General features: G+C 59.3%; 21 protein-coding genes. 9 read left to right on the forward strand and 12 right to left on the reverse strand.

From position 1 onward, the window contains the following. Nucleotides 1–245 precede the first annotated feature (245 nt). Nucleotides 246–3,065: an isoleucine--tRNA ligase gene (gene ileS, locus V9G17_14300; protein MEI2753769.1), complete on the forward strand. Its 2,820-nt coding sequence runs from the start codon at nucleotides 246–248 to the stop codon at nucleotides 3,063–3,065. Then, nucleotides 3,062–3,583, forward strand: coding sequence for a signal peptidase II (gene lspA / locus V9G17_14305; protein MEI2753770.1), 522 nt, complete (start codon nucleotides 3,062–3,064; stop codon nucleotides 3,581–3,583). Before ileS ends, lspA begins: the two co-directional genes overlap by 4 nt. An 80-nt stretch (nucleotides 3,584–3,663) precedes the next feature. On the opposite strand, the gene V9G17_14310 is transcribed toward lspA, so the two are convergent. Next, entirely contained in the window at nucleotides 3,664–3,930 is a 267-nt protein-coding gene (locus V9G17_14310) for a DUF2024 family protein (GenBank protein ID MEI2753771.1), read from the reverse strand. A 29-nt stretch (nucleotides 3,931–3,959) separates the two neighbouring features. Then, entirely contained in the window at nucleotides 3,960–4,835 is an 876-nt protein-coding gene (locus V9G17_14315; protein MEI2753772.1) for an undecaprenyl-diphosphate phosphatase, read from the reverse strand. Nucleotides 4,836–5,069: 234 nt separating this feature from the next. Between V9G17_14315 and V9G17_14320 the strand changes: the two genes are divergently transcribed. From V9G17_14320 to V9G17_14335, 4 genes are all read left to right on the forward strand, one after another. After that, nucleotides 5,070–5,801 (forward strand): hypothetical protein, encoded by a 732-nt coding sequence (locus tag V9G17_14320; protein MEI2753773.1) that lies wholly within the window; start codon nucleotides 5,070–5,072, stop codon nucleotides 5,799–5,801. 188 nt (nucleotides 5,802–5,989) lie between these two features. Further along, the gene (locus V9G17_14325; protein ID MEI2753774.1) at nucleotides 5,990–7,264 is read left to right on the forward strand and encodes an efflux RND transporter periplasmic adaptor subunit; all 1,275 of its coding nucleotides are present in this window, start codon (nucleotides 5,990–5,992) and stop codon (nucleotides 7,262–7,264) included. A gap of 119 nt (nucleotides 7,265–7,383) precedes the next feature. Then, nucleotides 7,384–8,094, forward strand: a complete 711-nt coding sequence (locus tag V9G17_14330; GenBank protein MEI2753775.1) for an ABC transporter ATP-binding protein — start codon at nucleotides 7,384–7,386, stop codon at nucleotides 8,092–8,094. 7 nt (nucleotides 8,095–8,101) lie between these two features. Beyond that, nucleotides 8,102–9,337: an ABC transporter permease gene (locus tag V9G17_14335; protein MEI2753776.1), complete on the forward strand. Its 1,236-nt coding sequence runs from the start codon at nucleotides 8,102–8,104 to the stop codon at nucleotides 9,335–9,337. A 69-nt stretch (nucleotides 9,338–9,406) separates the two neighbouring features. Here the strand turns inward: V9G17_14335 and V9G17_14340 are convergent, their stop codons facing one another. The 5 genes from V9G17_14340 to V9G17_14360 form a co-directional block, all read right to left on the reverse strand. Beyond that, nucleotides 9,407–10,645 (reverse strand): DUF3391 domain-containing protein, encoded by a 1,239-nt coding sequence (locus V9G17_14340; GenBank protein MEI2753777.1) that lies wholly within the window; start codon nucleotides 10,643–10,645, stop codon nucleotides 9,407–9,409. Nucleotides 10,646–10,669: 24 nt separating this feature from the next. Next, nucleotides 10,670–11,179, reverse strand: coding sequence for a RusA family crossover junction endodeoxyribonuclease (locus tag V9G17_14345; protein ID MEI2753778.1), 510 nt, complete (start codon nucleotides 11,177–11,179; stop codon nucleotides 10,670–10,672). 160 nt (nucleotides 11,180–11,339) lie between these two features. Then, entirely contained in the window at nucleotides 11,340–11,780 is a 441-nt protein-coding gene (locus tag V9G17_14350) for a hypothetical protein (GenBank protein ID MEI2753779.1), read from the reverse strand. Nucleotides 11,781–11,926: 146 nt separating this feature from the next. Further along, a complete protein-coding gene (locus tag V9G17_14355; protein MEI2753780.1) occupies nucleotides 11,927–12,271 on the reverse strand; it encodes a zinc ribbon domain-containing protein in 345 nt (114 codons plus the stop codon). Between the two features lie 3 nt (nucleotides 12,272–12,274). Next, nucleotides 12,275–12,778 carry a ComF family protein gene (locus V9G17_14360; GenBank protein MEI2753781.1) on the reverse strand — a complete coding sequence of 168 codons (504 nt, stop codon included), beginning with the start codon at nucleotides 12,776–12,778 and terminating at the stop codon, nucleotides 12,275–12,277. A gap of 514 nt (nucleotides 12,779–13,292) precedes the next feature. On the opposite strand from V9G17_14360, the gene V9G17_14365 reads away from it, so the two are divergent. Beyond that, on the forward strand, nucleotides 13,293–13,991 hold the full coding sequence (locus V9G17_14365) for an ABC transporter ATP-binding protein (GenBank protein MEI2753782.1): 699 nt from the start codon (nucleotides 13,293–13,295) through the stop codon (nucleotides 13,989–13,991). Between the two features lie 153 nt (nucleotides 13,992–14,144). Next, nucleotides 14,145–15,071 carry a dihydroorotate oxidase gene (locus V9G17_14370; protein ID MEI2753783.1) on the forward strand — a complete coding sequence of 309 codons (927 nt, stop codon included), beginning with the start codon at nucleotides 14,145–14,147 and terminating at the stop codon, nucleotides 15,069–15,071. Between the two features lie 45 nt (nucleotides 15,072–15,116). Here the strand turns inward: V9G17_14370 and V9G17_14375 are convergent, their stop codons facing one another. Continuing rightward, the gene (locus tag V9G17_14375; protein MEI2753784.1) at nucleotides 15,117–15,452 is read right to left on the reverse strand and encodes a response regulator transcription factor; all 336 of its coding nucleotides are present in this window, start codon (nucleotides 15,450–15,452) and stop codon (nucleotides 15,117–15,119) included. Between the two features lie 96 nt (nucleotides 15,453–15,548). Between V9G17_14375 and V9G17_14380 the strand changes: the two genes are divergently transcribed. Further along, a complete protein-coding gene (locus V9G17_14380) occupies nucleotides 15,549–18,203 on the forward strand; it encodes an FtsX-like permease family protein (GenBank protein MEI2753785.1) in 2,655 nt (884 codons plus the stop codon). Here the strand turns inward: V9G17_14380 and bioB are convergent. The 4 genes from bioB to nadD all read right to left on the reverse strand — a co-directional run bounded on the left by bioB (nucleotide 18,194) and on the right by nadD (nucleotide 21,820). Beyond that, nucleotides 18,194–19,228 (reverse strand): biotin synthase BioB, encoded by a 1,035-nt coding sequence (gene bioB, locus V9G17_14385; protein ID MEI2753786.1) that lies wholly within the window; start codon nucleotides 19,226–19,228, stop codon nucleotides 18,194–18,196. The two genes, V9G17_14380 and bioB, sit on opposite strands and share 10 nt — an antisense overlap. A gap of 100 nt (nucleotides 19,229–19,328) precedes the next feature. Next, on the reverse strand, nucleotides 19,329–20,729 hold the full coding sequence (locus V9G17_14390) for a tetratricopeptide repeat protein (GenBank protein MEI2753787.1): 1,401 nt from the start codon (nucleotides 20,727–20,729) through the stop codon (nucleotides 19,329–19,331). A 1-nt stretch (nucleotide 20,730) separates the two neighbouring features. Next, entirely contained in the window at nucleotides 20,731–21,153 is a 423-nt protein-coding gene (gene rsfS, locus V9G17_14395) for a ribosome silencing factor (GenBank protein ID MEI2753788.1), read from the reverse strand. Then, a complete protein-coding gene (gene nadD, locus V9G17_14400; GenBank protein ID MEI2753789.1) occupies nucleotides 21,140–21,820 on the reverse strand; it encodes a nicotinate-nucleotide adenylyltransferase in 681 nt (226 codons plus the stop codon). The genes rsfS and nadD overlap by 14 nt, the downstream gene beginning before the upstream one ends. Between the last annotated feature and the right edge of the window lie 55 nt (nucleotides 21,821–21,875).

Consider the following 21,875-nt stretch of genomic DNA (forward strand, 5'->3'; position numbering starts at 1 on the left):
GCTTTTCTCGTTCAGCCTCCTCGACGTACTAGCAGTACGCCTGCGTCAGCCTCACTTGCGAGAAGCCACGGCGGGCTTCGGTCTCGAACGCCTCGCATCTGCCTTCGATCGCCTCCGAATAATGAGGATGACTGAGCCCTATAGTCGTAGTCACAACAAACCACTGGTTCCTCTCGCCCCGTTTCGGTATAGTCCTCTTTTTACGCGCACTTCATGACTCTTTCGTTCCTCAGATAGATCATCCTATGGACTATAAATCGACCCTCAATTTGCCCAAGACCGACTTCCCGATGAAGGCGAACCTGCCGCAGCGAGAGCCGGAGATGCTCGCTCGATGGGAGCAGGAAAAGCTGTACGAACGTATCCAGGAATCCCGCCAAGGCTTCCCGCGGTATGTGTTGCATGACGGACCGCCCTATGCGAACGGGCGGATCCACATCGGCCATGCGCTGAACAAAATTCTGAAAGACATCATTGTCAAATCGAAGACGATGTCGGGATATCAAGTCCCCTACGTGCCGGGTTGGGACTGTCACGGGTTGCCGATCGAACATCAGGTGTTGAAGGATCTGGGTGACAAAAAGCGAGACCTGGATGCCCTCGCGATCCGCAAACTCTGTAAGGAATATGCTCAGAAATACGTCTCGATTCAGCGGGAAGAGTTTCAACGGTTGGGTGTGTTGGGCGATTGGCAACAACCCTATCTCACATTGAATCCTGCCTACGAGGGCACGATCATCCGCGAGTTCGGGCGCTTCGTCGAGCGGGGCGGGGTCTACAAGGGGCTGAAGCCGGTCTTGTGGTGCACTCAGGATCAGACCGCGCTGGCCGAAGCGGAGGTCGAATACGACGATCACACGTCGCCCTCGGTCTATGTGAAGTTTCCGCTGGTGAGTCCCCCGGCTGTCTTGAGCAAGAGATTCGGCGGCCTGACGTTCCCTGCCGATGTAAAGAGTGCCTCTGTCTTGATCTGGACGACCACCCCCTGGACCCTGCCCGCGAACCAGGCGGTCTGTCTGCATGCCGACATCGATTATGCGTTTGTGCAGGTCGGCGACGAGTTGCTCGTCATCGCCGAGAAGTTGGTGGAATCGGTGGCGAAGGCCTGCAACCTCCCGGCCTACAAGGTCGTGGGCGTCAAGAAAGGCGCGGAGGGGTTCGAAGGGCTGGAGACGCAACGTCCATTGACGACCGGGCTCTCACCGTTGCTCCTGGGCGACTTCGTGACGTTGGAGCAGGGAACGGGCTGCGTGCACATCGCGCCGGGCCACGGTATGGAAGACTACCTGCTGGTCTTGGAGCACAATGCCAAGTCCAGCGTCGGAGAGCGCCTGGAAATTTTAGCGCCCGTCGACAACGGTGGACGATTTACGGAGGCCGTCCCTGAGTTCGCCGGCCAACATGTCTTCAAAGCCAATCCGAAAATCGTGGAGCACCTCAAGGCGAACGGCCGGTTGCTCGGTCAGGGTTCGCTCAATCACTCCTATCCCCATTGTTGGCGCTGCAAGCAGCCGGTCATTTTTCGCGCGACGGAGCAATGGTTCGTTTCGATGGAGACGAATGAGTTGCGGAAGGAAGCGCTGGCGGAGATTGAGCGGGTGCGCTGGATCCCGGCCTATGGACGTGACCGGATTAACGGGATGATCGAGAACCGGCCCGACTGGTGCCTTTCGCGTCAGCGCGTCTGGGGTACGCCGATCCCGGGGTTTACCTGCCTGAAATGCGGCAAGGTGTTAGCGCATCCGCGGGTGATCGATCATGTCGCCGATTTGATCGGGCAGCATGGCACCGACTATTGGTTTGCCAACCAGGCTGCCGCGTTGCTCCCTGCCGGCACTCAGTGCGAAGGTTGCGGCGGGACGGAATTTGAAAAGGAACGTGACATTCTGGACGTGTGGTTCGAATCCGGCGTGAGTTATGCGACGGTGCTCAAGCCTCGGCAATGGTATCCGGCGGATTTGTATCTGGAGGGCTCCGACCAGCATCGCGGCTGGTTCCATAGCGCCCTGTTGGCCGGCGTGATCACCGACCATCGCGCGCCATATAAGGCCGTGCTGACGCATGGTTTCGTGCTGGATGGCGCGGGGCGGAAGATGTCGAAGTCGGCGGGCAACGTCGTAGCACCGCAGGATGTGATCAAGCAATCGGGCGCGGAGATCCTTCGACTGTGGGTGTCGGCCCAGGACTATCGTGAAGACCTGCGGATTTCACAGGAGATCCTGAACCATCTCATCGAAGCCTACCGGAAGATCCGTAACACCTGCCGCTTCTTGCTGAGCAATCTCTATGACTTCGATCCGGCGCAACACCGCGTGCCGTTTGAGCAGTTGCCTGAGCTCGACCGATGGGCCTTGATGCGTCTGGGCGAGCTGATCCCGCGCGTACGCAAAGGGTACGACGAATTTGAGTTCCACATGATTTTCCACGCGTTGAACAATTTCTGTTCCGTCGACTTGAGCGCGGTCTATCTCGATATCCTGAAAGACCGGCTCTATACGTTTCGGAAAGATTCTCCCTTGCGCCGCGGCTCGCAGACGGTGTTGTTCGATATCTTGGTGGCCCTCACGAAGTTGATGGCGCCTGTGCTGAGTTTTACGGCGGAGGAACTCTGGCGGATGTTGCCGGAATCGGTGCGGGTAGCTGCGAAGGCCGACAGTGTGCACTTGGCGATGTTCCCGGAAGTCGATCCTCGCTGGGCAGACGCAAAGCTAGCTGAGCGGTGGGAGCGGTTGCTTGAAGTAAGAACGGCGGTCCAGGCTGCGCTGGAAGTGCAACGCCGTGAGAAGGTGATCGGGGCGCCGCTGGAGGCGAAGGTGCTGATCGAGGCTCAATCGGCCCAGTACGATCTCCTGAAAACATACGGCCAGGATCTTCCGGCGTTTTTCATCGTCTCCGACGTGGTTCTGCAGCCCGCGTCGCATCTGCCCGAGAATCCCGGTTTTGCTATTACCGTGGAGAAGGCGACGGGCGTGAAGTGCGAACGGTGCTGGAATTACCGAGGAACGGTCGGGACATTCCCTGAGCATCCGACCCTCTGTGACCGTTGTGTTGAGGCGGTCCGTTGAGCCCATCTGTCCGCTATCTTCTGCTCGGTGTGCTGAGTCTGGCGATTGTCGTACTGGATCAGGTCACGAAGGTCTATGTCATGGAGACCATGCGGCTCCATGAATCTATTCCGGTCGTGGCCAACTTCTTCAGCATCACCTACATCCGGAATCCCGGCGCGGCTTTCGGGTTTCTGTCCTCCAGCAGCAGCTCGTTCCGGTTCGTGTTTTTCGGCGTGACCTCGATCTTTGCCGTGGGGTTATTGGGTACGATTCTGGTTCGCATGCCGAAGGATGATTGGATGGGACGGCTGAGCGTGGCGGCGATTCTCGGCGGGGCGATCGGGAACTTACTGGATCGTTTGCGGTACGGGGAAGTGATCGACTTTCTGGACTTTTATTTCAATGCCTACCATTTTCCCGCGTTTAACGTCGCGGACTCGGCGATTACCGTCGGGGTGGCGTTTCTCATTCTGCACTTTGCGTTGGAGAAGGAGCCGGAGGCGACTCCGGTGGTTCCCGACAATCCTCCCTCCTGACAGGGGGCTGAACAGGCCGGCCGGCGCCGTGTTCACCCGTTCAGTCAGCGATCCGCACTCATTGCTTCGTGCGAGTCCACTCAGACGGGCATGGTAACGATGAAGCCGCCTTGTTCCCGGAACTGGCGTTGTTGCGCTTCCGAAAACATGACGAGCGGCTCGCTGTGGCAGAACTGGCATTCCTTGACGGTGATGACGGCGTTCGGTTCACCGATTCCTAGCAGGTATTGCTTGGCGAGCGTCAGCGCCTGTTCCTGATTCGTGGTCATCACGTCGAAGTGGAGTTTGCCCTTCTTTCCCTTGACCCAGGTATCGTAGACGTGGACGCTGTCCGTTTGATTTGCCATGCTCGATCGGCTCCTCGTTATCGATTGAGTTAGCGCACGACCAACAGTACCAGGACGCCCAGCACCATGCGGTAGTAGGCGAAGACGCTCAAGCTGTGGCGTTGTACATAGGTGAGAAACGCGGCGATGACGGCCCAGGCGACGGCAAATGAGACCACCAGGCCGATCCCGAGGGCGACGTAGTCGTCCTGGCTGAAGGCGGCCTGCGATTTCAACATTTGATAGATGGTCGCGATGATCATGGTCGGGAGGGCCAGGAAGAAGGAGTATTCGGTCGCGACACGGCGGTCGAGACCGGCCAGCAGCCCGCCGACAATCGTGGAGCCGGAACGGGACATGCCCGGTATTAATGAGACGCATTGGGCCAGGCCGACCCAGAGGGCCAAGCGAGGGGTGACCTGGAGCAGTTCCGTCACGCGCACGCGGTCGCGCATGCGTTCGACCAGCAGGATGATGATGCCGCCCACAATCAGCGAGATCGCCACGGTCGTCGGTGAGAAGAGATAGGCCTTGATCGACTTGTGAGCGAAGAACCCCACGAATGCCGCTGGCAAAAAGGCCAGTCCCAGACCGATGACAAACCAGAGATTGGGCTGGGCTTGAATGGACTGTGGAATGAGCGTCGACCAGGGCGCTGTGCCGCGTGACGCCACGAGCGCTCGAAAGTCACGTTGTTCGCGGAGCGCATGTGCCGCGAGCGAGGCTAGCTTGGTGCGTTCGTAGGCGATGATGGCGAGGATCGACCCCAGCTGGATCGAGATTTCCACGTTTGAGGCGATGTCTCCCGTGAATCCAAGCGCGTGCCCGACGAGAATCAGATGGCCCGTCGAGGAAACGGGAAGAAATTCCGTCAGTCCTTCGATGATGCCGAGAATGACGGCGAGCTCCGGGCCCCAGTTCATCATAATGGTCTGTGTGGGATGGTTTGTGAGTCTGCTGGTGGTTGGTCGCCGAACAGTCGTTGCATATTCCCAGACTGCTCTCCGGCAGTCAAGGGTCGTCACATTTTATCGGGTCATCACGGATGCACCATCCGGCGCTTCGCAATCGGCAATCTTGTTGACAAAGTTGGGATGATGGCATACACACAACAAGAGGAAAGTAGTCCGATCGGTCCAGGTCGAACAGGGGAGGGTCGCATGAGGCATGTGTGGATGGCTGGGCTCGCGCTGATGAGCGCGATGGCCGTCAGCGGGTGCGTAAGTGACAAGAAATATCATGAGGCGCTTGCCGATGCCGACACCGTTCGGGGGGACCTGGAGCGGGCGCGTGCGCAGAAGAACGCGTTGGAGCAACAGGTGAAGACGCTCAAGGATCTCAACGCGAAGTTCGGTTCGGAAAGCCAGATTGCCCGCGACGAACTGCAGCGCATCCAGCATGGTCGGGACAAGGAACGCGATACCATTGATGCCCGGACCAAGGAATTGGACGACAAGGTTAAGCAGCTGACCGCGCAAAACCGGAGTGTGAAGCAGGAGTATGAGGAGGCCCGCCGGCATAACGAACAGTTGAAGTCGTTGGTCGCGCGCTATCAGAAAGAAATGAAGGAGCGTTCCCGGTCGCTGCCCTCGAACTCGTCGCGCTCGGAGTCGACCGCGCCGTCGATAGGTGGTAGCGCATCCTCAAAGTCGGCCTCGGCGACTGCCGCGTCCGGCGGACTGGTAGAGGCGGCGGCTCCGTCGGTCGCGTTGGTGAATATTAATAAGGTGGCCTCCACCGACCTGGTTCTCACATTGGGGATCAGCCAGGATGTGGCCGAGCGGATCGTGAGTAATCGCCCGTATCGCGTGAAGGGTGAGCTGGTGGCGAAGAATGTGGTTCCAAAGGACATCTTCGACGATATCAAGGATCGCATCACCGTCAGTCCCTAGTCGTGTCATGACCGTCCGCTCATAGCGGACAGATCGGTTCGGAAGGCCGTTTGCCGTCACAGGCAAACGGCCTTCGTGTTTTCGTCGCCGGTGCGCCCTGGTCGTGGTCGGTTGGGGGAGGCGTGCTGCATCGCAAAATCGATTCCTGCTAGAATGGCTTCGTCGTTCGATGGTGAAAGGGCCTGTTCATGCGTCGTATCGTTGTCATTATCGGGATCTTCGTGCTGGGTCTGGCCATCGCCGGCTACGTATTTTTCAACGGCGAGCGGAAGGTCCCGGTGCGTTATCGCACGGTGCCGGTCGAACGGGGTACCATCGTCTCGCTGGTCACGGCCACGGGGACGATCAATCCTATCACCACGATTCAGGTCGGGAGTCAGGTCTCGGGCATGATCGAGAGTCTCCATGCGGATTTTAATTCCAAGGTTACGGCGAATCAGGTGGTGGCCCGCATCGATCCCTTTCCCTACCAGGCCAGACGCGATCAGGCGGTTGCGAGTTTGGCGAACGCCAAGGCGGCCTTCGATAAGGCGCGGATCGATCTGGCGCAACGGCGCCGGGAACTGGACCGGGCCAAGTCGCTGATCGGACAGCAATTCATCTCGCAGAACGAAGTGGACGTCGCGTTGACCGCCTCCGAAGGCGCGGTGGCGCAGCTCAAAGTCACCGAGGCTGCGGTCAAGCAGGCCGAGGCGATGCTGCAGGCGGCTGAGTTGGACCTGAAGTATACGGTGATCCGTTCACCGGTCGACGGGGTGGTGATCTCGCGCCTCGTGGAGGTGGGGCAGCGCATTGCAGCCAGCTTTACCATCCCCATGCTGTTCTTGATTGCCGAAGATGTGACGAAGATGCAGGTCGACACAAATGTGAGCGAAGCCGACATCGGCGGGATCGCCGAAGGAAAAGCGGCCTCGTTTACGGTGGACGCCTATCCCGGGGAGCAATTTTTCGGCCGGGTGCGCCAGGTGAGAAATGCGCCGATCAATATCCAGAATGTGGTGACCTACGATGTGGTGGTCGAATTCGAGAACCCGGCGTTTCGTTTGAAGCCGGGCATGACGGCGAACGTCTCCATTGTGGTGGCGAAGAAAGAGAACATTCTCAAGGTGCCGAATTCGGCGCTGCGCTTTACTCCGCCCAAGACGGTGCGCGATGAAAAGACGGTGGGCCGATCTGCCAAGGGTGAGGGGGATGGCCGTCCGACCGGAGGCGGGTCATCCCAACCCGCAACCCGTCAGTTCGCCCTCTGGAAGCAGGGTGTGACCGAGTCTCTGGAGCGAATCCCGGTCGAGATGGGCATTTCAGACGGGACCTATGCTGAGGTCAGCGCAACTTCGATCAATGAGGGAGACCAGGTCATTATCGGGATCGACTCCCCTCGTGGCGACCGTAGGGGAGGCGACTTGCCCCCAGGATTCGGATCGGGGCAACAGCGTGGTGCTCGGCGTGATCGCGGGCTGTAGTGAAATGCGTACTGTTCGATGGTCGGCGCTCCCTCCTGCACGGTTGATTGTGCATTGAGCGTCGCGCGGTGAACAGTGTGGCGAGACATACCTCCTGAGCGGCGGATGACGACGTCTCTATGGCCGGCTTAATCGTCTGCGAAGACCTCTGGAAGATCTATCGTGTCGGCGACGTTGAGGTGCAGGCGCTGCGCGGCATCAACCTCACCATCGATCGCGGTGAATTTGTCGCGGTGATGGGCACGTCCGGATCTGGTAAGTCGACCCTCATGAACATCCTCGGCTGCCTCGACCAGCCCACCCGTGGCCGATATGAGCTGGATGGTTTGGATGTCGCAGCGGCGAAACCGGATCTCCTGGCCGAACTCCGCAACCGGCAGATCGGGTTCGTGTTCCAAAGTTTTAATCTCATTCCCCGGACCAGCGCGTTGGAGAATGCGCAATTGCCGCTGTTTTATCGGGGGATCTCAATCAAGGAACAGCGAACACAGGCTGCCGCGGCTCTCCAGCGAGTCGGGTTGTCCGGTCGGGAGCAGCATTATCCCACGCAGCTTTCAGGAGGTCAGCAGCAGCGGGTGGCGATCGCGCGGGCGCTGGTCGGAGCGCCGTCGATTCTCTTTGCCGACGAACCCACGGGGAATCTTGATACGGCATCGAGCCGGGAAATCATGAGTATCCTCGACCAACTCAATCGTGAAGACGGCATCACCATCGTCCTGGTGACCCATGAATCCGATATTGCCGCCTATGCGTCTCGCGAACTTGTCATGAAAGACGGCCAGATTGTGCAGGATATGCGGCGCGCGCCGCGCGCGACGGTCGTGCCGTAGAACACCCATGCCGGCTTTTATTTTCCTCACCGTCATGACTGCCTTGCGCATCCTCAGTCGGAATCGGCTGCGCGCCGGCTTGACGATGCTCGGTATCGTCATCGGTGTGGGGGCCGTCATCGCGATGGTCAGTATCGGGCAGGGAGCCCGTGCGGCCGTGCAGGCGCAGGTGGCTAGTATGGGGACGAATGTGATCATCATCATGCCGGGCTCCACCACCGTCGGTGGTGTGCGGGGTGGGCAGGGCGGAGCCGTGACCTTGACCGTCAGTGATGCGGCTGAGCTCAAGAAGCGGAGTCCCCTGTTGTCGGACACCGGCTGGGCGAAGCGGGATGTGATGCAGATCGTCAACGGCAACCGCAATTGGAACGGGCCGGTCAACGGCATTTCACCGAGTTATCTCACCATCCGGGATTGGTCCTTTACCAGCGGTGGGCCGTTTACGCATACCGATCTGGAAAGCGCGGCGCGCGTGGCACTGATCGGGCAGACCACGCTGGAAAATCTCTTTGATTTCGAGGAAGATGCGATCGGGGCGACGATTCGTATCAAGAATGTGCCGTTTCAGGTGGTGGGCGTGCTGGCGCCCAAGGGGCAATCCGCTCAGGGGTCCGATCAGGACGATGTGATTTTCATCCCCTTCACGACTGCCGAACGGAAGGTCTTCGGTAGTCAGTTCCTGGGTTCGGTTGGGGCCCTGTTTGCGTCGACTGAGCAGAGCGCGGATTTGCCGGAGGCGGTGGAGCAGATTCGTGAGGTCTTGCGGACTCGACATCGTCTCCAAGGCGAGCAGGCAGATGATTTCACGATTCGGACACAGGTCGATATCGGAAAGGTGCAGGAGAGCACGAGTCAGACGCTGACGGTGATGCTGTTTGCCATTGCGTCGGTGTCGCTGTTGGTCGGCGGGATCGGCATCATGAACATTCTGCTGGTGTCGGTGACGGAGCGGACGAGGGAGATCGGGGTCCGTATGGCGGTGGGTGCTACACGACTGCACATTCTGATGCAGTTCCTGATCGAGGCGGTGACGCTGAGTCTGTTCGGCGGTGTCATCGGCGTGGTCGTTGGCATTGTCGGCGCGCGACTCACGACGGTGTTCGCCGGATGGCCGACCATCATTTCGTTCGATGCCGTTGTGACCGCTGTTGTGTTCTCGCTGGCTGTCGGATTATTCTTCGGGCTCTATCCCGCCAACAAAGCCGCTCGCCTCAATCCGATCGACGCCCTGCGGTATGAATGACGACTCTGCCGGACCGGCAGTTCTGCTGTCGACTGGTTCGGGCCATGTGGACATGGAGTCGCGCGAGCATCAGGAGATGGCACGATCGAATCCGGCGGGGATAGTCCCCAGCACGGAGCGAATGCCACGGGCCGGAGCCTGTTCATCCTGATTCGCGAGATCGATGACGAGCGGAACGATATAGGGCTGTCCCTCGGAATCGTGGGTGATGGTCACGATGGGCTGGTGCAGCTTTCCTGAGTTGATGACGGAGACGATGGCTCGTTCTCCGGTCGTCAGCGAGACATAGCTATAGACCGGGTAAATACCCATTACTTTCACGAAGAGCGAGATTAGTCGGGTCTCGTATTTCCCTTCCTGTCCTTCCTGATACAGTCGTTGCAGCGACTGGTGTGGGGTGAGCGGCGACGCGCCGCCGAATCCTGACAGCAGTTCGTCGTACCGATCCGTCACCATCACGATCCGCGTCATATCCGAGGTGAAGGCCCCGCTGGTTTCCGCCGGAAATCCGCTTCCGTTCAAGTACGCATGGTGCTCCGCCACAATCTGTTCCACGGCCGGGGCAAACCCGCCCTGGCGTTCGAGCAGGATCGTGCCGCCACGTGCGTGGGATTCATAGATTCGGCGATTCTGTTCCGTGAGCGTGGTGGAGGTGTCGTGAATCCGTCGAAGAATGTTCGCCGGTACCTGCAGGAGTCCGATATCGTGGAGCAGAGCGCCGGTGGCTAATTCCTGGATGAGCATGAGGTCGTAGCTGGCTGCGTGTGCGAGAATCATCGAAAAGCTGCAGGTGGCGAGGGCGTGCTGGCTGAGCGGGGCGTCTCCATCGCGGCCCTGACTGAATGCCATAAACAAGGCATGAGAGTTTAATGCCTGCGCGACGGCACTGATGGCGTGCACGGTGTGTGCGGCCTCGTCTCGATCGACGATGCCTGTTTGGGCAATGCGCGAAAAGGTGCTTTGTACCGATGCTTCAAGTTGGGCACGTGCCGTTCTGGCCGTCAACAGTTCTTGAGTCATCGCTGCGAGAGACCGGACCTCCGATGCACTCGTCGCGTGGAAGGATGGTGTGTGCGCGACGATTGGTTGTTGGTAGGAGGGCGAGCCGGAGGGGGCCGGAAGATCGATTCCTCGACTCGGGTCGATGGAAAGATTTTTGATGCCTGCGCGTCGTAACTTCTCGATTTGCTCGTTGGTCTGGATCAGGAACGAGTGTCGTATGAAGGGCGAACGGAACCAGGCCACGTCCAGTTTGGCGACGTGCATGCCGATTCGCAGCGCATCAATGGTAATCGGTCGGTATGCCATAGCTGTAGGGTCGGTGCACGTGCGCTACCTTGTGGGGATGTCCTTGTGTGGCGTTGTGACCGCGGCACGCGATGTCGGCGGAGGGGCCGGAAACGGGGATCCGGGTGTTGCCGGCGGCACCACCGATAACAGTATTTCCATGCGAGGATTGTCGCGATCCTGGTACTTGTAGAGGTGAGTTTCGATCACCCGATTGTCGTTCAGGCCGAGGCCCTCGCATAAGGCGTCTTGGGCAATCTTGAGTCCTCCGTCGGTATCTCGACGGAGCGCCGAGGCGAAGAAGAACCGGATTGATAATGCGAGGCTCGCCCGGCTCAAAGTTCGTCTTAGAGTACCATGATTCGATGATTGGGCAAGCGCAAGCAGAATTTGTTGCCCGACGAGTTCCTTGTACGCACGGCCCCTCGCTGAGAGCAGGCGGCGTCCGTTGACGGTGGCGTATTGGTGGTTCACGCTAGGAGGAACGGGCAACGTGAGCGCGATAGAATCGTCCGTCACGTTCGTCGTCAGGGTGATGGACGTAACGGACGTCACGGGAGAGGCCGAGGTTCGTCTACGGATGGAGCGGGGTAGCAGCACCGGCTGCTCTGCGGGAAGTGGTACGGTCTGAGGCGCAGGCCTGAAGGAGGTGGTCCGAATCGGAAGGGGGGACTGTCTGGGGCGGGACACGCGGCGCAAGGGCCTGCCTATTACACTAGAGAAGATTTTGGATCTTCGCCATATCCTGCTCGTACCGGTCTTCCGTTCTGGTGAGATATCGTCGCCATTCCGACGGTCCCCAGACTTCCAGACGGTGATACATTCCGACGAGGAAGAGTTCCTGATCTTCATCCATGGGAACGAGCTTACGGAGGCGGCTTGGAATCAGGACGCGGCCGGCTTTATCGATATCTGACGTGCCGGCTTGCGACATGACATGGTGCATGAACAGACGGCTTTGGTCCTCGTCCAGGGTCATCCTGGTCCGCTCCAGAACCTTTTCCCATTCCTTGGCTGAGTACATCCAGAGTGTCTGCTCGGTATTCTTGACGAACATCACCTGATTACCCTCGGTCTCGAGACGTTCTCGAAGGGGAGAGGGGATCAGGAAGCGTCCCTTGTCATCGACTTTGCAGAGGTATTCGCCGGCAAACATTATCGGCAGCCTCGCTCGTGAGGACGGCTACAGAGAAGCATCGATGGATCTGTACGTAGGTGCATAGGACTTGGCCGAATAGCTATTCTTGGCTGATGGTAGGAGACACGACCAATCCTGTCAAGTGAATATTCAGGACCCGGCGGTTATTCAAAGTCGGTCTGGTCGATGCCGGGCGGCGCATCCTGCCCACCTTCCATCGCTCCGTCGACATCATCCCCGAGGTCTTCTCCCATTTCTTCCCCCATTTTTTTCATCATTCGGGCCATGCTCTGGGGGTCGTTTTCATCAAATCCGCTCAGATGGCTTGGATCAGACAAGGCTTCGAGACGTGCTTCGTCTGATTTCGGCGACGCAAACCGGGAGAGGAGCCGCTCCAGGTTCGGACTGTGACAGTGCCCGCACGTCTGTTGAGGCGCCGCGCTGACGCTGAGGATCAACCGGGTCGTTCGTGTGCCACATTGGCGACAGCGATATTCGTAGATCGGCATGGGCTAGACTCTCAGCGCGGGCGGTTGGCCAAAGGCCGATGGAGGAAGCCAGGCGTCCGGTATCATACCAGCCTCTACGGAGCGGGCGAGCGCGAGGATGGCCACGTCTTTGGCGCCGGCCCTGCGCAGGACTCCGGCACACTCGTTGGCTGTGGTGCCGGTGGTGAACACATCATCAACCAGGAGTATGCGCTTGTCGGCCACTTCCTCGGGCTTCCGCAGAGTGAACGCCTGGCGGAGGTTCTGCAGGCGTGCCGAGCGGTGAAGAGTGGTCTGCGGATCGGTATCGACGGTACGAACCAAGTTCCGATAGGATACGGGGCGTTTCAGCACAGGCCCGATGCGATCGGCAAGGAGTAGGGATTGATTGAACTCTCGCTGTCGAAGGCGGTTGGGGTGGAGCGGGATCGGCATCAGGAGGTCAGCGTCCAGGTCTGCCGGGAGCGCTCGGACGAGCAGCGCGCCCAGGGCATCCGCCAGTCCCACCTTCCCGCGATATTTAAACAAGGCAATGGCGTCCTGTAGTGGGGGGCAGTAGGCATAGGCGGCCCAGACGTGCGAATAGTGAGGTGCGCGGGTACGGCAGTCATGACATTCATGCGTTGGGCTATGGACTGTCGCGTATGGTGACGCGAAGGGGCGGTGGCATCGCGGACAGGCCGGCCCTTGCAGCGGTTGAATCAGTTCCCAGCATCGGCGGCAGAAGAACGGCGTGGGATCATGTGTGAGAGGTTGTTCGCAGGTGGCGCAGGCCGAAGGCATCAGCAGGTGTGAGGCCCGTTGGAACATGTCTGTGAACAAGGCGTGTAGGCTCATGACAGAGGTCCGTGAAAATAGATCGGCCGTGCACACGAGATTGTGCACGGAACACCCCTCGGCCTGTCAAGGTTGTGGGGTATAAACGGGGTATGGTATAGGACGATTCCGTCCGCATCGGGTTGATTCCCATGGCTCCGCGTTGTGCCGCTCCGAGGCACCTGCCGGGTGCCCCCGCAATCTGTCATGGTCGTCGGTTCTCATCATGCAAGATCCCAGCAACGTGTTAGTACGTGTGCAGAATCTGTCCAAGGCCTATCGCCGAGGCGAGACGCTGGTGTCGGCATTACAAGATGTGACGCTCGACGTGCACGGCGGGGAGTTTTGTGCGTTTGTGGGGCCGAGCGGATGCGGGAAGAGCACGTTACTGAATCTGATCGGAGGCCTCGATCAGCCGACCTCAGGTACCATTGCGATCGAGAACCGGCCGGTGACCCAAGCAAGTGCCATGGAATGGACCCGGATACGAAGGGAATTGATTGGTATTGTCTTCCAGGCGTTTCATTTGATTCCCGGTCTGACGGTTGCGGAAAATGTGGCGTTGCCTTTGCTGCTGAGGGGGGAGCAGGGGGCCGCGGTGGCGGAACGGGTCGATGAGGTCTTGGTCGCGGTGCGAATGGACACCCGACGTTCACATCGGCCGAGCGAATTGTCGGGAGGAGAGCAGCAACGCGTGGCCATTGCCCGGGCGATCGTGCATCGACCACGGCTGATTTTGGCCGATGAGCCGACCGGGAACCTCGATTCCAAGCAAGGGGCGGACATCGTCCGGTTGTTTCGGACGTTACCTCAACGGTTTGGACACTCTGTATTGCTGGTGACGCACAGCGATAGTGCGGCGGCAGCAGCCGACTATGTGTGGCATATGCGGGACGGCCGGCTGGTACAGTGTGTCAGGCCGTAGTTCCCAAGGAGTATGTGTGATGTTCGAGAAGGATGCCTCTGTGCTCGTGACGTATGAACGCGCCCATATGAGCCAGGCACCACGGATTTCGGCGACGATGTGTGGCGTGCGGCGGCAAGGTTTGTCAACATCCTGCCAGGAGAAAGGACTAGCATGGATTTGAGTGTGACCATTGCGGGAGTGAAATTCCCGACCTGTTTCATGAATGCCTCCGGAGCGCTCTGTATGACGCGGGAGGAACTCCTTGCACTAGGACGTTCTCGAGCGGGAGCCATCGTGACCAAGTCGATGACCCTGGAGCCGAGGACCGGCAATCCTGAGCCGCGGTATTACGGGTTCTCCGGTGGGTCGATCAATTCCATGGGGCTCCCGAATCTTGGGTATCTTGCCTATGCGGAGATGATTCCCGAGCTGAAACAGTTCGGGAAACCTGTGATCGCCAGCATCGCCGGCCTGTGTGAGGATGACTTTCTCACCATGGCGCGTGTGATTAATCAGGCGAAACCGGATCTGATCGAGGTGAATCTTTCCTGTCCGAACATTCCCGGTAAACCCCAGATCGCCTACGATCCGGTGGATTCAGAACGGCTGCTCAAGCGGGTGCGGCCCCTCATTACCGTTCCAATGGGCGTGAAGTTACCGCCCTATTTCGATCCGGCGCACCACGCGGTCATGGCCGAGGTGATCCGACGCTGCGGGGTGGATTACCTGAATTTGATCAATTCGGTCGGGAATGGTCTGGTCGTCGATCCCAAACGTGAAACGCCGGTCATTAAGCCGAAGGGCGGCTTTGGAGGATTGGGCGGATCGCTGATCAAACCGGTTGCGCTGGCGAATGTGCGAGCATTCTGGAAATTGCTGGAAGGGCGCATTCCCATCATCGGGACCGGTGGGGTCGTGCAGGGGCTCGATGCGTTTGAACATGTCCTGTGCGGGGCCTCGGCTGTTCAGGTGGGGACGGTGCTGGTCGAAGAAGGTGTCGGAGTGTTTGAGCGACTGGAGCGTGAGCTGGCGGCTGAGTTACACACGCGTGGCGCGACGTCGCTTGAGAGCCGTCGGGGGAAACTCAAAGAGCTGTGATGAACGGTGCGCCGGTTCCAGCGACGAAACCGGCGCACGACGTGTTTATCGGAACGCGAAGTTCTTCGGGAGGAATCCCTGTTGCAACGCCTGCCGAAGCAGCTGCGCGACGTTGCGAACCTTCAATCGCCGCATCAAGTTAAAGCGATGCACCTCAACCGTCCGCACACTGATGGCCAGGCGACGGGCGATGTCTCGGTTGGTATTTCCTTGTGACACCAGTTTCAGAATTTCCTTCTGTCTGGGTGTCAGCGCCTCGGAGTGTGTCGTACGCGTGCGTACCGGCTTCGCGACCTTACGCGGTTGTTTCTTTTTGGTCGATGAAGCGGGTTTGCTGGTCTTCGCGGGCTTTCTGGATTGAGGTCGTTTGCGTATTGCCATATAGATGTATACCCCAAATTCGACTGAATTAATCCTAGCATATCTGGGCAAATCTGTAAAAACAACTACTAGAGTGTGATTTCAGTAGGTCTATCGATGCGGTTGATTTCTGCTGGTGTATTTTGGGTCTGTGCCCGTCTTGCATGGACGCATTTGTCTACCCATCCCGGCCGCATGCTCCTCACGGTGATCGGTGTTGGCTTAGGCGTTGCGGCAACCATCGCGGTCCAGACGGCTAATGTTAATGTCCTACGAACGTTCCAGGATTCGGTCTTGTCGGTCGCTGGTCCGGTCACCCTGGAGATATCAGCCGGTGAGCTAGGTATGGACGAGCGACTGATTGCTGCCGTACGGGCTGTGGGTGGTGTGGATTCAGCAAGACCGGTGGTGGAAGTCGGCGCCCGTGTGGCCGGCCGCCCTCAGTCGTTTCTCATTCTTGGTCTGGACCTCCTGGACGAGTTGAATGCGGTGCAGGGGCGTCTTCCTGCGGCGGTGGAGGATTCAGGCCATCCCGGTGTAGGCGACGGGATGGAGGGGTTCCTGGCTCCAAACGGGCTGATGGTAGGGCAAGGATTGGCTCTGGAGCTGGGAGTTGGACCTAGGGATATCCTGAACCTGGATGTCGGTGGCCGCGAGGTGTCCGTCTTGATCACCTCGGTGATGGGCCGTCAGGCCAGCGGGATCTCGGCGTGGGACCGGCTGGCGGTGATGGATATCGCGGCCTTCCAGCGAACTTTCGGCCTGATCGGTCGGCTGGATCGGATTGACCTGGTGACGGAGCCCTCTTTTTCGGTCGGGCACGTGGCCGAGGCGATTACAACGATTCTCCCTCCTGCCGTCACGGTGCGCCGTCCGATCCAGCGGAGCCGACAAGTCGAATCCATGGTCGGCGCGTTTCAATTAAACCTCTCTGTGTTGAGCATGGTGGGGCTGCTGGTCGGGATCTTTCTGATTTACAACACCGTGTCCTTCACCGTCGCGCAACGCCGGCGGGAGGTGGGAATTCTGCGTGCGATCGGGATGTCGGAGCCGATGGTCGTTGGCCTCTTCCTCGCGGAGGCGGGCGTGGTGGGTGTGGTGGGAGGAGTATTGGGGGGGAGTCTAGGGCTTGTCCTAGGGAATGTACTTGTCGGGTTGGTCGGTCGGACGATCCAGGACCTCTATGTTTCGATGGCCGATGCGCCAACCACCTTCGGTTTTCCGCCGGGATCTGTTCGTCTGTTGATCGAAGCGATTGTGATCGGTGGTGGGGTGTCGATCTTGGGAGCGTTGGGGCCCAGCCTGGATGCCGGACGTACTCAGGTAGTCGCGGCTCTTGCTCCCGGAGAATATGATGTTGCTCAGCGGGTTCGTGCTGCCTCGCTGGGGGCGGTGGGCGGAGGCTTGCTGCTCTTCTCGCTGGGCTGCGCGTTCGCCGGACCAGTCGGCGGGGTTCCTGTCTTTGGATATCTGGCGACGTTCTGTCTGCTCGCCGGCCTCTCGTGCCTGGTTCCGATCCTCATGCAGTGGGTCTGCCGCACCCGGGAGTTGGGCACCACTTCTCATGCGCCTTCCGCGCCTTCGTTGGGCGGCGCCATTCGCCACATTGCGCGGGAGCAAACAACGCGGGGCATTGGCCGGAATGCGGTGACCGTGTCTGCCTTTCTCGTCGGGGTTGCCATCATGGTCGGGGTGATGGTGATGATCCGGAGTTTTCGCGACACGGTTGAGATATGGATCGACCAGACGGTCATGGCCGATTTCATCGTGGCACCGGCCGGCTGGCCGCATGTCGTTCGCGGGGGGGCATCGAGCCAAGCCCTCCCTGGTATCTGGCGCACCCGCTTGGCCGGGTCGGCACATGTGGCGGCGGTCGATGCCTACCGTGATGTGCGTATCGAACTGGAGGGGCGGCCGATCGCGCTCGTATCCAGAGATCTCGCGCTTCATGCGGCACGAAGCCGGTACCTGTTTCTCGACGGGGACTCGGCGGCGATCCTGACTCGCGCAGCCGCCGGCGAAGGAGCTATCCTCTCGGAAGTGGTGGCCAATCATCTGCAGGTGGTCAGGGGCAGTCAACTATCCATCCCGACGCCGATGGGGGTGAAATCGTTGCCGGTTCTGGGGATCTTTTACGACTATGCGACCGATGGGGGGAAGATCGTCATCGACCGGTCGCTGTATCAGCACTGGTGGAACGATGAGGGCGTGACCGTATTTCCTGTGTATATCGATCCGGGAGTCGATCTGGACCAAGCCAGAGCCGCCTTGCTTCACGCCGTAGCCGATGGTTCCCACGGGACTCTGGCGCCGACGGTCATAAGCAACGGAGAATTGCGCCGGGAGATTCTTCGAATCTTTGACCGGACCTTCACGCTGACCTACGTGTTGGAGGCCATCGCAGTGATTATTGCCATGCTGGGGATTATCAACACCTTGGTGACGTCGGTGGTTGAGCGGCGTCGGGAGTTGGCCACGTTGCAGGCGCTTGGCAGCAGCCGAGGCCAGATTACGGCGTTGATTCTCTGGGAAGCCGGTTATCTGGGGTTGTTAGGAACGGCAATGGGACTCGTCGGGGGACTGGCGCTTGCGTGGATCCTGATTAGGGTCATTAACCGCCAGTCATTCGGTTGGACAATCCAGGTCTCATGGCCACTGGGCTTGATGGCTCAAGTCGCCGTCCTGGCCCTCGTGGCCTCCCTGCTCGCCGGATTCTGGCCGGCCCGCTGGGCCGCCAGGCAACCTCTGATTGAGGGGCTCCGTTACGAATGAAGGCCGGCCATCGGCTCTGAGGCAGGAGTGGAGCCTTGTGTGGTCGGGACTGCGTCCACCTGGATATCAAATCCTAGGTCTTCGATCATTCGCCACACCTCTGCGGCCGGTTGACCCGGCGTGGTCAGGTAGCCGTTCACAAACACTGAATCCGCAGGATACAGGGCGAGCGGCTGCAAGCTGCGCAGATTGTGTTCACGGCCTCCGGCGATACGGAGCTCCGTTCTGGGGTGCAGGAACCGGAACAGGCACAGGGCCTTCAGGCATCGTTGCGGGGTAAGGGGGGCGCAATGTTCCATCGGTGTGCCGGATGCCGGGTGGAGCGTGTTGATGGGAATCGAGTCTGGTTTGACCTCACGGAGGGCCAACGCGAGATCGATCAGATCTTCATCGCTCTCTCCCATTCCGACGATGCCACCGGAACAGATTTCGAGCCCGGCGGTCCGGGCATGCCGGATGGTGGCCAGCCGGTCCTGGAAGGTATGCGTGGTACAGATCTCGGGGTGATAGGCTTCGCTCGTGTTCAGGTTGTGATTGATCCGGTCCACCCCGGCGGACTTCAGGTCTTTCGCCTGGCGTTCGTTGAGGAGCCCCAGTGAGCAACAAATCTGAATCGGAACTTCCTGCTTAATCGAGCGTACGGCGGAGGCGATATCGGCAATGTCCCGGTCCAGCGGGCTGCGTCCGCTGATGACGATGCAATAGCGCTGGGCTTTGGCTGCCGCCGCGCGGCGGGCGCCGGTGACCATCTGGTCTTGCGAGAGCAGTCCGTAGCGTTCGATCGGGGCTTTGGAGATCGCCGATTGCGAACAGTAGCCGCAGTCCTCCTGGCAGGCGCCGCTCTTGGCGTTCAAGAGCATTTGCAGGCGAACCGTCTTGCCGAAGTAGCGTTCCCGGACGGTGAACGCCGCCTGTAACAGTTCCAGCAGCCGGGAGTCCGGGGTCTGCAATACGGCGAGGGATTCCTCGTGGGTGAGCAATTCGTCCCGCAAGGCCTTCTCGGCCAGGATCGTGAAGTCAGTCATGCACGCTACTCCTCGAAAAGACAGATCGAACCTTGATTCCCGATCGGGAGACCCGTGGGCAGAGGCCGTGTCTGTGAAATGAAAAAAGGGCGGAGAAACCCTACACGGTTTCAAATGGAGATGCAATGCCTTGATAGGGAACGGCCGGGATCCGTGTGGCCTGTCCGTTTGGGTCGGCATCGGGCTGGTTCGCGTCGCGCCAGGGGAGAGCGACGTACGTATTCCATCGTCCGCATCGCCGGCAGCGGCCTGACCATTCGGCCAATTCATGGTGGCACTGGGTGCATTGATAGGGCACCACGACCCGTTTTTTGAAACCCAGGGCTTTCTTGAGCTCTCCCACGGCCTCGTCCATGTGCTGTTTGCGCAGGTATAAGTTGGCCATGATCTTATGGTAGTCGACGAGTTGTTCCTGTGTTCCGTCGAGTGTTGCCAGCACGTCGTAGGCTTCATCGACCATTTCGAGTCGATAGTAGAGTTTCCCGAGATAGAACTGGATCATGGCATTGTGGGGGTCCTGTTGGAGCGCCTCCTGGTAGACGCGAATGATCTCATCCGGTTCTCCCAGCTCTAGAAAGAGTTCCTCCAGTCGGTGCAGGATGATGATGCTGCGTGTCTTGGCATAGATCTTCTTGAGAATTTCGACCGCGTTCTTGGTTTTTCCTTCACGGACCAGAATCTCTCCGATGCCGATGTAGGCCGGCAGGAAGGTCCGATCTTTCTTGATTGCGCCTCGGAAGTAACGGCGGGCCTTGTCCGGGTGACCGCGCTCCAAGAGTTGCCGCCCGACTTCGTACATACAGCCGAGGAGTAGGTTTGATTCGGCGCGCCGTTCACTTTCGGGTAGGTTGGCTTTGGCCAAGCGGTGTTGGATTTCGAGCGCATCGCTCCATTTCTCAAGCCGGATCTGCAAATCGCGTTTGCGGATCAAGGCCATCAAGTTATCCGGCTCAATACGCAGGATGTTCTGGAGCGTTTGGAGCGCGTCCTCGTATCGCCGGGCGCCCTCCAAATCTTTGGCCAATTCGAGCAGGACTTCCACATTGCGTTCTTCGATACGGTGGGCCTGCTGGTGGAGGCGAATCGCTTCCGTGAAATTGCTCTCCGACCGGTAGATGTTCCCGAGCCAGAGCAACGAATCCGTTCGATTCGGGTCGATGACCAGTGCCCGCTCAAAGAGGTTGACGGCATCGGCCGTCCGCTTGGACATAAAGGCGTGGGTTCCGTCCCGATGCAGGGCATCGACCTTCTCTTTGCGGCGTACGAGGCGATTGGTTCGCCAATTCATGAACACATGAGAGGTTTCTTTGATGGTGACGATGAGGGCCACCATGGTGGCGCCCAAGGCCATCGAGAACAGGACCAATGAGACGGGGCTCAGCTCGAACAGCGCGTCCGGGCTGGTTCGAATCGTGATGAAGCCTGGGTTGAGTTCGCGAAAATAGCTGTAGAGGAAGATGCCGACGCTGACGAGGAAGATGGTGGAGAGGAGCCGAAACATGCTAGACCCGTTTCCGGGTGCGCGCCGGACGTGTGGCAGTTCGTGTCGTGGGAGCGGCTTTCACAGCCCGCTCTTCCGGCAATCGAACTTGTCCCGCGTCGCCCCACAGTCGTTCGAGGGCGTAGTGTTCGCGAATATCCTTTTGGAAAATGTGGACGATCACGTCACCAAAGTCCATGACGACCCACTTGGCGGACGAGGCTCCTTCAGTGCTGAGCGGCCGGTGACCTTGCGCTGTGAGCACATCGCTCACGTGGTCCGCCATGGCCCGCGCCTGACGCTCCGATTCCCCGGAACCGATGACCAGATAGTCGGCAACAGAGGTCAGTGTGGCGATATGCAGGATGAGAACATCGGTGGCTTTTTTGTCCAGGATGGCGCTTGCCACCGCGAGAGCTTTGGCCTTTGATTCAGAGACGCTCACTGTCCTCCCTGTATAACCCCTCGCGAAGTATATAGGATTCGACAGGGGCGGGCAACAAATTTGCCAGAGAAACGCCGGTGCGCAGCCGTGCCCTGATCTCTGAAGCCGACACGTCGCAGGGAGGCAAGCGCAGGAATGTGAGGGCCTGCCCGTTTGTAATGGCCACGTCGGCACGATCTTGTCGTGCGTCGTCCAGGTCGATCAGCGTCGCGTTCGGCACGTCCTGGAAGAGCGGGATTGAAGCCATCGCCTGAAAGGTGGTGGACGGCCTTGAAATGACGACGAAGTGGCAATTGTTCAGGAGGGCGTCTGCTTCTTTCCAGGAGGGAAGATCCAGAAACGCGTCCAGTCCGATGATGAAAAAGAAGGCCACGTCGGGGCCGTATTCCTGCCGGAGCGCGCGGATGGTGTCGATGGAATAGGATTTGCCGGACCGGTTGATTTCCATATCTGTGAGCGCGAATTCAGGGGTGTCCTGGATGGCGAGTTGAACCATTCGGTGCCGATGTGAGGCCGTGGCCAATGTGCCCGGTTGTTTGTGCGGGGGATCACCGGTCGGGATGAACAGGACGCGATCCAAGTGCAGGAGTTGTCGGGCAGATTGGGCAATTGAGAGGTGACACCGGTGGATCGGATTAAAACTGCCCCCGAAGAGTCCCAGGCGCATATCAAACGGGCTCCATGCGAACGTCTCATTGTGTGTGGCGGACCGGTATGCAGTT

The sequence above is a fragment of the Nitrospira sp. genome (genome assembly GCA_037045225.1).
Taxonomy (GTDB): domain Bacteria; phylum Nitrospirota; class Nitrospiria; order Nitrospirales; family Nitrospiraceae; genus Nitrospira_A.

Bases quoted from the DNA above. Each gene is read 5' to 3' on its own strand.
- ileS (MEI2753769.1), top strand. From the start codon at position 246: ATGGACTATAAATCGACCCTCAATTTGCCCAAGACCGACTTCCCGATG.
- V9G17_14310 (MEI2753771.1), bottom strand. From the start codon at position 3,930: ATGGCAAATCAAACGGACAGCGTCCACGTCTACGATACCTGGGTCAAG.
- V9G17_14315 (MEI2753772.1), bottom strand. From the start codon at position 4,835: ATGATGAACTGGGGCCCGGAGCTCGCCGTCATTCTCGGCATCATCGAA.
- V9G17_14320 (MEI2753773.1), top strand. From the start codon at position 5,070: ATGAGGCATGTGTGGATGGCTGGGCTCGCGCTGATGAGCGCGATGGCC.
- V9G17_14325 (MEI2753774.1), top strand. From the start codon at position 5,990: ATGCGTCGTATCGTTGTCATTATCGGGATCTTCGTGCTGGGTCTGGCC.
- V9G17_14330 (MEI2753775.1), top strand. From the start codon at position 7,384: ATGGCCGGCTTAATCGTCTGCGAAGACCTCTGGAAGATCTATCGTGTC.
- V9G17_14335 (MEI2753776.1), top strand. From the start codon at position 8,102: ATGCCGGCTTTTATTTTCCTCACCGTCATGACTGCCTTGCGCATCCTC.
- V9G17_14340 (MEI2753777.1), bottom strand. From the start codon at position 10,645: ATGGCATACCGACCGATTACCATTGATGCGCTGCGAATCGGCATGCAC.
- V9G17_14350 (MEI2753779.1), bottom strand. From the start codon at position 11,780: ATGTTTGCCGGCGAATACCTCTGCAAAGTCGATGACAAGGGACGCTTC.
- V9G17_14355 (MEI2753780.1), bottom strand. From the start codon at position 12,271: ATGCCGATCTACGAATATCGCTGTCGCCAATGTGGCACACGAACGACC.
- V9G17_14365 (MEI2753782.1), top strand. From the start codon at position 13,293: ATGCAAGATCCCAGCAACGTGTTAGTACGTGTGCAGAATCTGTCCAAG.
- V9G17_14370 (MEI2753783.1), top strand. From the start codon at position 14,145: ATGGATTTGAGTGTGACCATTGCGGGAGTGAAATTCCCGACCTGTTTC.
- V9G17_14375 (MEI2753784.1), bottom strand. From the start codon at position 15,452: ATGGCAATACGCAAACGACCTCAATCCAGAAAGCCCGCGAAGACCAGC.
- V9G17_14380 (MEI2753785.1), top strand. From the start codon at position 15,549: ATGCGGTTGATTTCTGCTGGTGTATTTTGGGTCTGTGCCCGTCTTGCA.
- bioB (MEI2753786.1), bottom strand. From the start codon at position 19,228: ATGACTGACTTCACGATCCTGGCCGAGAAGGCCTTGCGGGACGAATTG.
- V9G17_14390 (MEI2753787.1), bottom strand. From the start codon at position 20,729: ATGTTTCGGCTCCTCTCCACCATCTTCCTCGTCAGCGTCGGCATCTTC.
- nadD (MEI2753789.1), bottom strand. From the start codon at position 21,820: ATGCGCCTGGGACTCTTCGGGGGCAGTTTTAATCCGATCCACCGGTGT.